The following is a 12,661-nucleotide window of genomic DNA, read 5'->3' on the forward strand; positions in this document are numbered from 1 at the left end:
GCGAAGCTTTGAACCGAAGCCCCAGTAAACGGCGGCCGTAACTATAACGGTCCTAAGGTAGCGAAATTCCTTGTCGGGTAAGTTCCGACCCGCACGAAAGGTGTAACGATCTGGGCACTGTCTCAACGAGAGACTCGGTGAAATTATAGTACCTGTGAAGATGCAGGTTACCCGCGACAGGACGGAAAGACCCCGTGGAGCTTTACTGCAGCCTGATATTGAATTTTGGTACAGCTTGTACAGGATAGGTAGGAGCCTGAGATGCCGGAGCGCCAGCTTCGGTGGAGGCGTCGGTGGGATACTACCCTGGCTGTATTGAAATTCTAACCCGCGCCCCTGATCGGGGCGGGAGACAGTGTCAGGTGGGCAGTTTGACTGGGGCGGTCGCCTCCTAAAGAGTAACGGAGGCGCCCAAAGGTTCCCTCAGAATGGTTGGAAATCATTCGCAGAGTGTAAAGGCACAAGGGAGCTTGACTGCGAGACCTACAAGTCGAGCAGGGACGAAAGTCGGGCTTAGTGATCCGGTGGTTCCGCATGGAAGGGCCATCGCTCAACGGATAAAAGCTACCCCGGGGATAACAGGCTTATCTCCCCCAAGAGTCCACATCGACGGGGAGGTTTGGCACCTCGATGTCGGCTCATCGCATCCTGGGGCTGTAGTCGGTCCCAAGGGTTGGGCTGTTCGCCCATTAAAGCGGTACGCGAGCTGGGTTCAGAACGTCGTGAGACAGTTCGGTCCCTATCCGTCGTGGGCGCAGGAAATTTGAGAGGAGCTGTCCTTAGTACGAGAGGACCGGGATGGACGCACCGCTGGTGTACCAGTTGTCTTGCCAAAGGCATAGCTGGGTAGCTACGTGCGGACGGGATAAGTGCTGAAAGCATCTAAGCATGAAGCCCCCCTCAAGATGAGATTTCCCATAGCGCAAGCTAGTAAGATCCCTGAAAGATGATCAGGTTGATAGGTCTGAGGTGGAAGCGTGGTGACACGTGCAGCTGACAGATACTAATCGATCGAGGACTTAACCAATGCAAAAACCTTCTTCTATTATCCAGTTTTGAAGGAACAACGTTCCTCATAGTTTGGTGGCGATAGCGAAGAGGTCACACCCGTTCCCATTCCGAACACGGCAGTTAAGCTCTTCAGCGCCGATGGTAGTTGGGGGTTCTCCCCCTGTGAGAGTAGGACGCCGCCAAGCAAAACGAAAGGCCAGCAGAGATGCTGGTCTTTTTTGTGTGCAGAAATGGATATTTCATAAGAGCTCAAAAGAGGAAACGAGTCCAGTAAGCCAAAATCAAGGAGGGCGGGGTGCGAAGGACTGAAGCTGACGAAGCAATACGCCAGATATTGCATTCCGGATTTTGAACAAGGCCGTTAAGCTCGCACGCTGATGACTGCAAGACAAGAAGCTTCTGCTAAACCTGCCGCGTCCTGTGCAAGTCCTGAGAGAGCTGGACGCCCCCACACAGATGAAAGACAAGCAGCGGTACTGGTCTTTAAGGCAATAGTGAATTAAGCTTTAACACGCCCCTGATACCACATAAGCTAATACCCTTGCAGCCTGTCTATTTGGCAGCTTGAAAGGCCCTTCCCCGTGGAGAAATCCTTTATAAAAAGGTTTATCCTCACTGTTGAGAGTATGGAAATTTCCTATATTTGATTTTTTCAGGCAGAGACATACACTCAAAGCCCAGTGCCCTCATATATTGATATAGAAATTAAACAGCAGCTGACATGAACTATTCTAAAAATTGTATACAACATTTAGATTTTGGAGAGAATGCAGGTATGGAGGTGGGGATATTGAGTTCAGCAGCAGCCAATAAAGCACCAGCGGAAACTTGCGTGGTTTGTGAAAAGACAAAATCGGTTGGCATACATCTTTATACATCATTTTTATGCGAAGAATGTGAACATGATATCATAAATACGGGAACGGATAATCCGATGTACCATTATTATTTAAAACAGCTGAAGAAAGTAAATGTTCCAGAAATTTGTTCTTAAGAAGAAGAGGAATTGGCATTTATGAGAGTCAGAGACTATGAAGAACCGCCTTAAGGTTTTTTATGGTTTCTGATTTTTTTATTTCCATTATTAAAATTGGACAAGCTGGAGTCTGCCCTTGCATTTGTCTGATAAAATAAACAAAGAATAATAAAAAGGAAGTATACCATGAAATCAACAGAGAAAACGCCATTATTTGATGCTCTTGTAAAGCATAGAAAAAAGGAAAGCCTTTCTTTCCACGTTCCCGGCCATAAAAACGGCCGTATATTTAATCATTGGGGCAAACACATTTTTGATCCTGTGCTGTCCATCGATCTGACAGAGCTCACCGGTCTTGATGACTTGCATGACCCAGGCGGCCCCATTTTGGAGGCGGAACAGCTTTTGGCTGATTTGTATGGCTCCCAAAAAAGTTATTTTCTTGTGAACGGTTCTACCTCGGGCAATATTGCCATGATTCTCGCTGCCTGTGAGGAGGGAGATACAGTGCTTGTACAAAGGAATTGCCATAAATCTGTTTTGCACGGCCTGATGCTTGCAAATGTTAAGCCAGTTTTCATATCTCCTGACATCGATGACCAGTTGGAGATTGCAGGCAGTGTAACTGTATCTGCTGTAAAAGAGGCAATCAGGCTTTATCCCGAAACAAAGGCCATTGTTTTAACCTATCCAACCTACTATGGAACCGGCAATGCAGTTTCAGAGATTATCTCATTGGCTCATCAGCACAGCATTACTGTGCTTGTGGATGAAGCTCATGGGGCCCATTTTTGCCTTGGTGCTCCTTTTCCGGAATCTGCCCTGGCAGCAGGTGCAGATGTGGTGGTTCATTCTGCGCATAAGACACTTCCTGCCATGACGATGGGATCGTTTTTGCATTGCAGCAGTGAATTGATCGATTCCAGGAAGCTGGAGTACTGCTTACAAATGCTGCAGTCAAGCAGTCCATCTTACCCGATTATGGCATCACTGGATCTTTCGAGGGCATATCTGGCTACTTACAGCCAGGACGATATAGAAGCATTGAAACAAGCAGTGGGTGACTTCAAGGGGGAACTAAACAACATTTCAGGAATCCATGTGGCAGAGAGCAAATCAGGCATCAGTGATCTCCTTAAGCTTACAATCCGGTCTGAGAAGGGGCATTCTGGCTTTCAATTGCAGCAGATACTTGAAAGTGAAGGGATTTTTACGGAGCTTGCCGATGTGAGAAATGTACTTATGGTGCTTCCGCTAATAAAGAAGAACAGTGATTTTCCATTTCAGGAAACGCTAATGAGAGTTGAACGTGCCATGGAGAATAGCGAAGATGCGGAGGATCATGTATCCTCTCATTCCCTTTTTCAGGAACAGTCCATTCAGCCGCTTGCCCTGACTTATCAGCAAATGAAAAAAAGACAGAAAAAGCTTGCGGCGTTAACTGACTGTTTAGGAGAAATCTCGGCTGAAATGATTACTCCTTACCCTCCTGGCATTCCATTAATAATGCCGGGTGAAAAAGTAACGGCGGGAAAAATAAATAGTATTGAGGAGCTGCTGAGAAAAGGGGGAAGGTTCCATGGGGGCCCTGAGCTTGAAAGCGGGCAGCTGTGGATCTACGAATAAGTTTTCCTTTTTGAATTAGAAAATAGTATACTTAAACCGCAAAGTGATAGTTGGAGGTCATGTATGAATCAAGGAATATTTATAACCATGGAAGGACCTGAGGGTGCAGGGAAAACAACCATTCTGCATATGCTTGGAGAACTCCTTACAGATATGGGGCACAGTGTGCTCATCACTAGAGAACCCGGAGGCATCCCTATTTCAGAACAAATCAGGGAAGTCATTTTAAATAAAGTAAACACAGCTATGGACAGCAGAACAGAAGCCCTGCTGTATGCTGCAGCAAGGAGGCAGCACCTTGCTGAAAAAGTGCTGCCTGCTTTAAGTGAGGGGAAAATTGTACTGTGCGACCGCTTTATTGACAGCTCTCTGGCTTACCAGGGATATGCAAGGGGCCTGGGAATGGATGAAGTCTATTCAATCAATCAATTTGCCATCAATGGAGTTATGCCGGATCTTACGATTTACTTCGATATTGACCCGGCTCTTGGCCTGGAACGCATTGCATCCAACGGAGAAAGGGAAGTAAACCGCCTGGATATGGAAGCTCTGCACTTTCATGAAAAAGTAAAAGAAGGATATATGCTTATTATAGAGAAGTGGAAAGAAAGATTCTTTATTGTAGATGCATCCCAATCACTTGAACGGGTATTGGAGCAAACTGCATCCAAGGTGTACCAGGTTATTAGCAGGGAGGCGGCCTCACGATAATATTTATCGTAAAATGCCTGCAAACCTCCTTTTTGGGGTATAGATAATTGTTATAATATAAATTAAACAAAGCAGAACACATTTGGTGTTCAAGCGGAGGATGATAGATATGAAAATGATTATTGCAGTGGTACAGGATAAAGACAGCCATAGATTGCTGAATGAACTTGTTGAACATAACTTCCGGGCGACCAAGCTTGCCAGCACCGGAGGGTTTTTAAAATCAGGCAATACAACCTTTATGATAGGTACCGATGACATTCGCGTTGAAAAAGCCCTTGAAATTATTAAAAATAATTGCGAGTCCCGGCAGCAGCTGGTAGCGCCTGTATCCCCAATGGGAGGAAATGCCGATTCATATGTTCCATATCCAGTTGAAATCCAGGTTGGCGGAGCGGCAGTATTTGTATTGCCAATCGAAACTTTTATGCAATTTTAACGTACGAAAGCAGTGTGGTATGAATGAAAATTAACCAGGACCTTCCTTTAAGCCTGGATAAAGCCAGGCAAGACAGCAAGCAGGTTCAAACTGGTAATGGAAAATTTCAGCAGCTGGTACAAAAGCAGGATCAAAAAATGCAGTATGCCTCACTGAACCGGCTGCTGAGCGATATTGAGGGAGCTGGCGGCAGACTGGGCAAATCCCGCACTTTTAAGGATATCGCAAAATTCAAAACGCTGGTCAAGCGTTTCGTAAAAGAAGCTGTTGACTTTGGAATGGATCTTAAGCATTCGAACAGCTGGAATCAATTTGGGCAGAGCCGCCCGCTGAAAATTGTCGAAACAATCGATGATAAATTGGTTGAGTTAACCGAAGCTGTATTGTCCAAAGAAAAGACCTCTGTGGACGTTTTGGAAAAAATAGGTGAAATTAAAGGCCTGCTGATTAATTTATACACGTAAAATATCACCGTCCTTTTTTCTGAACCTGCGGATAATAGGCGAATGTTACCCAATTAGGGCCAGTAAATAAAAAAAGAGTCATATTTTTAATATAGTGTTTATATGATGAAATGGACTTACTTAAGCGAGTTGATTGGTTATGACGGAAACTTGGAACGAACTAGCTGATATTCAGCCGACAATCATGGGAATGCTGAAAAATGGCATGCTAAAAAACCGGGTTGCTCACGCCTACCTTTTCGAAGGTGAAAAAGGTGTCGGAAAAAGAGAGGCAAGCATCATTTTCGCCAAGAGCCTGCTGTGTGAGCAGCAGATTGACGGGTATATGCCATGTGAAAAATGCAAAAACTGCAAACGCATAAACAGCGGGAACCATCCGGATGTGCATCTGATTGAACCAGATGGATTGTCTATCAAAAAGGAACAGATTAAAAGTCTTCAAGAGGAATTTTCAAAGAAAAGCGTTGAGGCCAATCGTAAAATTTATATGATTTTCAATGCGGACAAAATGTCAGTGCAGGCAGCAAACAGCTTGCTTAAATTCCTCGAGGAACCTTCTTCAGACACAGTTGCCATTTTGGTTACAGAGCAAATACAGCGAATCCTGCCTACCATCCTGTCACGCTGCCAGGTATTGTCTTTTAAGCCTCTTTCTCCTGCAATTCTTAAGGAAAAGCTGATAAATCAAGGGGTAAACAGCCAAGACTCATCTATAATCCCCCACTTAACCCACAATTTTGAAGAAGGAATAAGAATAAGTAATGAGGAATGGTTTGCACAAGCCCAAAAAATAGTGGTAAAATTATATGAAGTGCTAAACCAAAATCCCATGAAGGCATTATTATATCTTCAGGAAGAGTGGTTTGTGCACTTTAAAGAAAGGGAGCAAATGGACAGAAGTCTTGATTTGTTATTTCTTATCTATAAAGATTTATTATATATTCAGTTGGACAAGCGTGAACTTGCCGTATTTCAAAATAAAACCGGGGAATTTGAAACACACGCTCTTCATCTTTCCCAGAGGCGCCTTGCAGACTGCATGGGCTATATTTTAGAAGCGAAAAGGAAACTGCTGTCCAATACAAATCCACAGCTGTTGATGGAACAGCTTGTGCTGAATTTGCAGGAGGGATCATCATTTGTATGATGTAGTAGGCGTCCGCTTTAAAAAAGCGGGTAAAATATACTACTTTGACCCGGGAGAGCTCGCCATTCCAAAGGATGAGTTTGTTATAGTGGAAACTGTCCGCGGAGTTGAATTTGGCAAGGTTGTAACTGCCCGGAAACAAGTAGATGATAATGATGTTGTGCTGCCGCTGAAAAAGGTTCTCAGGATTGCGGATGCAAAGGATAGGCTGATTGTTGAGGAAAATAGATCGGCAGCATCTGAAGCATACGGAACCTGCTGCCAAAAAGTAGAGGAACACAAGCTTGATATGAAGCTCGTTGATGTTGAATACACTTTTGACAGAAATAAAGTAGTGTTTTACTTTACTGCAGATGGACGAATTGATTTCCGTGATTTAGTGAAGGATTTGGCGGCGATTTTTAGAACCAGGATTGAATTGCGCCAGATAGGCGTCAGGGATGAAGCCAAGATGCTTGGAGGCATAGGGCCATGCGGAAGAATGCTTTGCTGCTCGACATTCCTGGGTGATTTTGAACCGGTTTCCATTAAAATGGCCAAGGATCAAAATCTATCGCTGAATCCGACCAAGATTTCTGGTCTGTGCGGCCGGCTGATGTGCTGTCTTAAGTATGAAAACGATGAGTATGAGAGTGCGAAGGAAATGCTTCCGGATTTGGGTGAAATCATTAAAACCCCTCATGGAAAAGGCAAGGTAGTTGGGCTTAATATTCTAGAACGAGTACTTCAGATTGAATTTGTCGAACAAGAAAGAGTTTTAGAATATACGTTAGATGAGATTCTAAAAGAGGGAGCCGTTTCTATTCAAGCCACAGATTATTAAGGTGGTGGAGAGCGTGGATAAAAAAGAAATTTTTGAATCGGTCACTAATATGGAAACCCAAATCGGCCATCTATACAAGCAGCTTGGTGAGATGAAACAGCATTTGGCGGAGGTTCTTGAAGAGAATAATTCGCTGAAGCTTGAAAACAGCCATCTTAGGCGGCGGTTAGATCAGCTGGAAACAGCAGGAACCAGCGTGAAGGAAAAAAATAAAGTAAAAAATAAGCAAACAGCCCAGGGCGATAAGATGCTCGATATAGGGGAAGGCTACGATAATCTTGCCCGTTTGTATCAGGAAGGCTTTCATATTTGCAACCTTCATTTTGGAAGTTTAAGAAAAGATGGGGACTGCCTGTTTTGCTTATCATTTTTGAATAAAAAATAATCTCAAGCCTTTCCTGTCAAGGGAAGGCTTTTTTAATAACCGAGGGAAATGCATCCAGAGGAGGTATGAGAATTGTTGGAATTAAAAGGTGATGAACGGCTGGATTATCTTTTGGCTGAACGTTTGAGAATTATTCAAAGCCCTTCAGTTTTTTCGTTTTCACTAGATGCTGTTCTGCTATCGAAGTTCGTCAGTGTGCCGATTCAAAAAGGCAAGCTGATTGATATGTGTTCAGGAAATGGAGTTGTGCCGCTATTATTAAGCACGAGGACTAAAGGAAGCATGATTGGTGTGGAAATTCAGGAAAGGTTATATGATATGGCGAAAAGAAGCATTGATTATAATGGGCTTTCCGGGCAAATACATATGATGCATGGAGACATTAAGGAAATCCCTGGACTGCTTGGCCACAGCAAGTTTGATGTGGTAACCTGCAATCCTCCATACTTTCCAACTCCATCAAAAGAAGAAATCAATCAAAACGAACATTTTGCAATTGCCAGGCATGAAATTTACTGTACCCTTGATGATGTGGTGCGCACAAGCAGCCAGCTGCTGCGCCAGGGAGGCAAGGCTGCCTTTGTACATAGGCCTGGAAGGCTGATGGACATACTGAGCCTGATGAGAAAATACCGGATTGAACCAAAACGATTACAGTTTGTTTATCCGAAGGCGGGCAAGGAGGCCAATACCATTCTTATTGAAGGAATCAAGGATGGAAAGCCTGATTTAAAAATACTTCCTCCGCTTGTAGTTTATAATGAGGATCATGAGTATAATCCGGAAATCAGAAGGATTTTATATGGAGAAGAATGAGCATTTTTTTTATGTGCTGAGATGCAGGGATGGCAGTTTTTATGCAGGCTATACAAATGATATAAAAAAGCGGGTAAGCATGCATAATGAAGGAAAAGGGGCAAAGTACACTAGAGGCAGGGGACCGGTGGAGCTGATCCATTATGAGGTCTTTGCAACGAAAACGGAAGCAATGCGTGCCGAGTACAGCTTTAAACAGCTGAATAGGGCACAAAAAGAACAAATTATTGATAAAAAGGAGAAAACTGTTCATGCAGCAGCAGAAAAGCTATGAAAAAGAAGGACTAGAACCGGCTCTGTACTTGGTGCCTACTCCTATTGGGAATTTGGAAGATATGAGCTTCAGGGCTCTGAGAATATTGAAAGAGGCAGATGTGATAGCTGCTGAGGATACACGTAATACTAAAAAACTTTGCAATTACTTTGAAATCGAAACCCCGATCGTCAGCTATCATGAACATAACAAGCAAAAAAGCGGCAAGCAGATGATTGAGCGCCTCCGTTCCGGGCAAATGATCGCCCTTGTCAGTGACGCAGGAATGCCCACGATTTCCGATCCCGGGTATGAACTTGTAACAGAGGCACTGGCAGAGAATATCACTGTAGTCCCGCTTCCTGGCGCAAATGCTGCGTTAACTGCATTGATTGGCTCAGGCCTTATCCCTCAGCCTTTTTATTTCCATGGTTTTCTGCAAAGAAGCAATAAAGAAAAAAAGGCAGAACTGGAAAGATTGAAAAAAATGACGTCGACCTGGATTATTTATGAATCTCCCCATCGTTTGAAGGAAACGCTTAAAAGCATGCTTGGGGTACTTGGAAACAGAAAAATCGTGCTTTGCCGTGAACTTACAAAGAAATTTGAGGAATTTATCAGAGGCACCATTGAAGAAGCTTTAGCATGGGCTGAAGAATCAGAAATCCGTGGCGAATTTTGTCTTGTCATTGAAGGGTCTCAGGAAAGTGAAGATACTGAGGAGAAAAAGTGGTGGGACAACCTGGAGGTTTCAGCTCATGTAGAGGCCTACATCCAGGAAAAAGGCCTGTCTTCCAAGGAAGCCATCAAGCAGACCGCTAAGGACAGAGGCATACAGAAACGGGAAGTATATCAATCGTATCATGTAGATGAAGAATAAATAAGCATAAAAAAGGCTTCCGGATAGGAAGCCTTCACTGTATTATTTTGATGTTTCGAAGCTTTGCTGAATTTCTTTAATCAGCATTTCAGCACCTTCGCGGCTAAGGATAAGCTTGCCGCCAGCAAGAGTCAAGTTTTCATCAGAAACTTCACCAGTTACTTGGCAAGTCATATTTGGCTTGTATTTTTTTAGGATGATGCGTTCGTCATCCACATAAATCTCAAGTGCATCTTTTTCTGCAATTCCAAGCGTACGGCGAAGTTCGATTGGAATAACCACCCGTCCTAATTCATCAACCTTACGAACAATTCCTGTAGATTTCATTCTGTAAATCTCCTCTCAGACTATACTAGTACCTTTTTCTCTTTATCTATTTTCGTCATTATTCGACAATTTTTTTTATAAATTTAATAATACCAGCCATTCCCAAATACGTCAATCATTTTATTTTTAACTTAAGATAAATTCAGCAAGAAAACGTAAAACCCTTTATCCTTAAGGCTTTAAGCTGTTTCCTTAAGTAGGATAAATCCTTTTTTGTATGATATTGGACCTGTTTTATTTTATTACGATAATAAAAATAAGAATAAATCCCTAATAAATTCGACTAAATTCGACAAAAACAAACAAAAGCCAACATAATCCTATCTTTATGCTGATGTTAAAATGAGTAAAGAGACATATTTTGGGATTAGGGGAGAAGGAATGCTTTTAGTAAAAAGAAGACATCGGGGAATTTGAGTAAGGCCTTACTCTTTTTATTGCACAATTTAATTTTTTTAGGTATATTTTGTTCATATAAGAGGTAATGCTGACATCATAGAAGTGTTAAAAAGTCAGGATTACTGCTTTTCACTTTATAAAGCATGTTAACTGAGCGGCCTCTAAAGACCCGTCTCAACATTGTACAGCCATTGAAGCAGTTTAAGCAGGAGCTGACTGCCAGTGAAAGTCTGATATTTTCAGCTAACCATCCCGGGGAAGGCCTCCTGTGGAGGGAAGCTTCACTTTATTTAGCTCGCGTCCTGTTGGGCGTGAGTTTTTTATCGCTCTTCTGTTTATATAAGGGTAAAATGGAAGCAGGTATGCAAGGCAAATTATTATTGCTGTCTATTATTTTTAAGGAGGGAAAAAAATGAAAGAAAAACTGAAAACTTTTTATATCACAACGCCGATTTATTATCCGAGCGGAAATTTACATATTGGCCATGCCTACACGACTGTAGCCGGTGATGCTATGGCCCGTTATAAGAGGATGCGGGGATTCGATGTAATGTATCTGACGGGTACAGATGAGCATGGACAAAAAATCCAGCGTAAGGCTGAAGAAGCTGGCATCACTCCGCAGGAATATGTGGACGGCATTGTATCTGGAATCAAGGACTTGTGGAAGAAGATGGACATCTCTTATGATGACTTTATCCGCACAACAGATGAAAGGCATAAAACGGCAGTAACAAAGATGTTTAAGCAGCTGCTGGACCAGGGAGATATTTATCTGGATGAATATGAAGGCTGGTATTCTGTATCTGATGAAACCTATTATACAGAGCTTCAGTTGGCAGACCCAGTTTATGAGAATGGAAAAATAGTTGGAGGCAAGAGTCCTGACAGCGGCCATCCGGTTGAGCTTGTGAAGGAAGAATCCTACTTCTTCAGGATGGGCAAATATGCAGACAGGCTGCTGAAGTTTTACGAAGAAAATCCAGAATTCATTCAGCCTGAGTCCAGGAAAAACGAAATGATTAATAATTTCATTAAGCCGGGACTAGAGGATCTGGCTGTTTCAAGAACAACCTTTGACTGGGGCATCAAGGTGCCTGGAGATCCGAAGCACGTAATTTATGTCTGGATTGATGCTTTATCAAACTATATTACAGCTCTTGGATATGGAAATGAAGATGATGCCAAGTATTTAAACTACTGGCCAGCTGATGTCCACTTGATGAGTAAGGAGATTGTGCGTTTTCATACCATTTATTGGCCAATCATGCTGATGGCCCTTGACCTTCCTCTTCCAAAAAAGGTCTTTGCCCATGGCTGGCTGTTAATGAAGGACGGAAAAATGTCCAAATCAAAGGGGAATGTTGTTGACCCTGCTACTTTAATCGACCGTTATGGCCTTGATGCATTGCGCTACTACCTGCTGCGGGAGGTACCATTTGGTTCTGATGGCGTCTTTACTCCTGAAGGGTTCGTGGAAAGAATTAACTTCGACTTGGCTAACGACCTTGGTAACCTTTTGAATCGGACTGTAGCCATGATTGATAAATATTTCGATGGGATGATTCCTGAATATAAAGGCGCACTAGGGGAGTTTGATGAATCTCTAGAGGCGAAGAACAGAGAAACGGTTTCCAAGTATGAAGAAGCGATGGAGAAGATGGAGTTTTCAGTTGCCTTATCTACCATTTGGCAGCTTGTCAGCAGAACAAATAAATATATCGATGAAACAAAACCGTGGATTCTGGCTAAAGATGAGGAGAAAAAAGGCGAACTTGGCAGTGTGATGAGCCACTTGGCTGAATCATTAAGAAGAACAGCAATTCTCCTTACGCCATTTTTAACTCAAACTCCGGGTAAAATCTTTTCTCAGTTGAATATTGAAGATGAATCTCTTAAGTCATGGGAAAGCCTTGAAGAGTTTGGAAAAATCCCTGCAATGACCAAAGTGAGTAAAGGGGAGCCGATTTTCCCTCGCTTGGAGATGAAGGATGAGATAGAATATATCAAATTGCAAATGCAGGGCAGCTTGCCTCAGGAAGAAGAAAAGAAGCCTGCAGAGCAAGAGATACCTGAAGTGGAAGAAATCACGATTGATGACTTTATGAAAGTAGAATTGCGGGTTGCCCAGGTACTTGAGGCGGAATCTGTGAAAAAAGCCGACAAGCTTCTTAAACTGCAGCTGGATCTTGGCTATGAAAAAAGACAGGTTGTTTCTGGAATTGCTCAACACTATAAGCCTGAGGAATTGATAGGGAAAAAAGTTATTTGTGTAACTAATTTAAAGCCTGTCAAACTGCGCGGAGAATTATCACAAGGAATGATATTGGCAGGAAGCAGCGATGGAGTTTTGTCTGTGGCTACTGTTAATGATTCGCTGCCGAACGGTTCAAAAGTTAAATAA

At 42.9% G+C, this 12,661-nt stretch carries 13 protein-coding genes and 2 rRNA genes (1 of these 15 only partly in view); 14 read left to right on the forward strand and 1 reads right to left on the reverse strand.

Going from position 1 to position 12,661, the window contains the following annotated elements:
- The 13 genes from ACN6MY_RS02120 to rsmI form a co-directional block, all read left to right on the forward strand.
- Nucleotides 1-1,027: ribosomal RNA gene (locus tag ACN6MY_RS02120) — 23S ribosomal RNA — on the forward strand; it begins 1,904 nt to the left of the window's first position.
- Nucleotides 1,028-1,079: 52 nt separating this feature from the next.
- Nucleotides 1,080-1,196, forward strand: a 5S ribosomal RNA gene (gene rrf / locus ACN6MY_RS02125).
- 605 nt (nt 1,197-1,801) lie between these two features.
- Nucleotides 1,802-2,005 carry a sigma factor G inhibitor Gin gene (locus ACN6MY_RS02130; protein ID WP_371261482.1) on the forward strand — a complete coding sequence of 68 codons (204 nt, stop codon included), beginning with the start codon at nt 1,802-1,804 and terminating at the stop codon, nt 2,003-2,005.
- 168 nt (nt 2,006-2,173) lie between these two features.
- A complete protein-coding gene (locus ACN6MY_RS02135) occupies nt 2,174-3,613 on the forward strand; it encodes an aminotransferase class I/II-fold pyridoxal phosphate-dependent enzyme (protein WP_419882597.1) in 1,440 nt (479 codons plus the stop codon).
- 63 nt (nt 3,614-3,676) lie between these two features.
- The gene (gene tmk, locus ACN6MY_RS02140; RefSeq protein ID WP_419882598.1) at nt 3,677-4,324 is read left to right on the forward strand and encodes a dTMP kinase; all 648 of its coding nucleotides are present in this window, start codon (nt 3,677-3,679) and stop codon (nt 4,322-4,324) included.
- 109 nt (nt 4,325-4,433) lie between these two features.
- On the forward strand, nt 4,434-4,763 hold the full coding sequence (locus ACN6MY_RS02145) for a cyclic-di-AMP receptor (RefSeq protein WP_419882599.1): 330 nt from the start codon (nt 4,434-4,436) through the stop codon (nt 4,761-4,763).
- Between the two features lie 23 nt (nt 4,764-4,786).
- Nucleotides 4,787-5,227 carry a YaaR family protein gene (locus tag ACN6MY_RS02150; protein ID WP_419882600.1) on the forward strand — a complete coding sequence of 147 codons (441 nt, stop codon included), beginning with the start codon at nt 4,787-4,789 and terminating at the stop codon, nt 5,225-5,227.
- Nucleotides 5,228-5,366: 139 nt separating this feature from the next.
- Nucleotides 5,367-6,374, forward strand: a complete 1,008-nt coding sequence (gene holB, locus ACN6MY_RS02155; RefSeq protein WP_419882601.1) for a DNA polymerase III subunit delta' — start codon at nt 5,367-5,369, stop codon at nt 6,372-6,374.
- Nucleotides 6,367-7,197: a PSP1 domain-containing protein gene (locus ACN6MY_RS02160; RefSeq protein ID WP_419882602.1), complete on the forward strand. Its 831-nt coding sequence runs from the start codon at nt 6,367-6,369 to the stop codon at nt 7,195-7,197. Before holB ends, ACN6MY_RS02160 begins: the two co-directional genes overlap by 8 nt.
- Before the next feature lie 13 nt (nt 7,198-7,210).
- Nucleotides 7,211-7,582 (forward strand): DNA replication initiation control protein YabA, encoded by a 372-nt coding sequence (yabA, locus tag ACN6MY_RS02165; RefSeq protein ID WP_419882603.1) that lies wholly within the window; start codon nt 7,211-7,213, stop codon nt 7,580-7,582.
- A gap of 72 nt (nt 7,583-7,654) precedes the next feature.
- The gene (locus ACN6MY_RS02170) at nt 7,655-8,398 is read left to right on the forward strand and encodes a tRNA1(Val) (adenine(37)-N6)-methyltransferase (protein ID WP_419882604.1); all 744 of its coding nucleotides are present in this window, start codon (nt 7,655-7,657) and stop codon (nt 8,396-8,398) included.
- Nucleotides 8,385-8,672: a GIY-YIG nuclease family protein gene (locus ACN6MY_RS02175; RefSeq protein WP_419882605.1), complete on the forward strand. Its 288-nt coding sequence runs from the start codon at nt 8,385-8,387 to the stop codon at nt 8,670-8,672. Before ACN6MY_RS02170 ends, ACN6MY_RS02175 begins: the two co-directional genes overlap by 14 nt.
- Complete coding sequence (rsmI, locus tag ACN6MY_RS02180; RefSeq protein WP_419882606.1) at nt 8,650-9,531, forward strand: 16S rRNA (cytidine(1402)-2'-O)-methyltransferase; 882 nt, start codon at nt 8,650-8,652, stop codon at nt 9,529-9,531. Before ACN6MY_RS02175 ends, rsmI begins: the two co-directional genes overlap by 23 nt.
- 42 nt (nt 9,532-9,573) lie before the next feature.
- On the opposite strand, the gene ACN6MY_RS02185 is transcribed toward rsmI, so the two are convergent.
- Nucleotides 9,574-9,858, reverse strand: coding sequence for an AbrB/MazE/SpoVT family DNA-binding domain-containing protein (locus ACN6MY_RS02185; RefSeq protein ID WP_071353037.1), 285 nt, complete (start codon nt 9,856-9,858; stop codon nt 9,574-9,576).
- Between the two features lie 811 nt (nt 9,859-10,669).
- Between ACN6MY_RS02185 and metG the strand changes: the two genes are divergently transcribed.
- On the forward strand, nt 10,670-12,661 hold the full coding sequence (gene metG, locus ACN6MY_RS02190) for a methionine--tRNA ligase (protein WP_419882607.1): 1,992 nt from the start codon (nt 10,670-10,672) through the stop codon (nt 12,659-12,661).

It is taken from the genome of Peribacillus sp. B-H-3, assembly GCF_048572925.1.
GTDB lineage: Bacteria > Bacillota > Bacilli > Bacillales > DSM-1321 > Peribacillus.

What these genes read in the sequence shown, in the direction of transcription:
- metG (WP_419882607.1), top strand. Translation starts at nt 10,670, where the DNA reads ATGAAAGAAAAACTGAAAACTTTTTATATCACAACGCCGATTTATTAT.
- ACN6MY_RS02135 (WP_419882597.1), top strand. Translation starts at nt 2,174, where the DNA reads ATGAAATCAACAGAGAAAACGCCATTATTTGATGCTCTTGTAAAGCAT.
- ACN6MY_RS02185 (WP_071353037.1), bottom strand. Translation starts at nt 9,858, where the DNA reads ATGAAATCTACAGGAATTGTTCGTAAGGTTGATGAATTAGGACGGGTG.
- tmk (WP_419882598.1), top strand. Translation starts at nt 3,677, where the DNA reads ATGAATCAAGGAATATTTATAACCATGGAAGGACCTGAGGGTGCAGGG.
- ACN6MY_RS02145 (WP_419882599.1), top strand. Translation starts at nt 4,434, where the DNA reads ATGAAAATGATTATTGCAGTGGTACAGGATAAAGACAGCCATAGATTG.
- rsmI (WP_419882606.1), top strand. Translation starts at nt 8,650, where the DNA reads ATGCAGCAGCAGAAAAGCTATGAAAAAGAAGGACTAGAACCGGCTCTG.
- ACN6MY_RS02150 (WP_419882600.1), top strand. Translation starts at nt 4,787, where the DNA reads ATGAAAATTAACCAGGACCTTCCTTTAAGCCTGGATAAAGCCAGGCAA.
- holB (WP_419882601.1), top strand. Translation starts at nt 5,367, where the DNA reads ATGACGGAAACTTGGAACGAACTAGCTGATATTCAGCCGACAATCATG.
- ACN6MY_RS02175 (WP_419882605.1), top strand. Translation starts at nt 8,385, where the DNA reads ATGGAGAAGAATGAGCATTTTTTTTATGTGCTGAGATGCAGGGATGGC.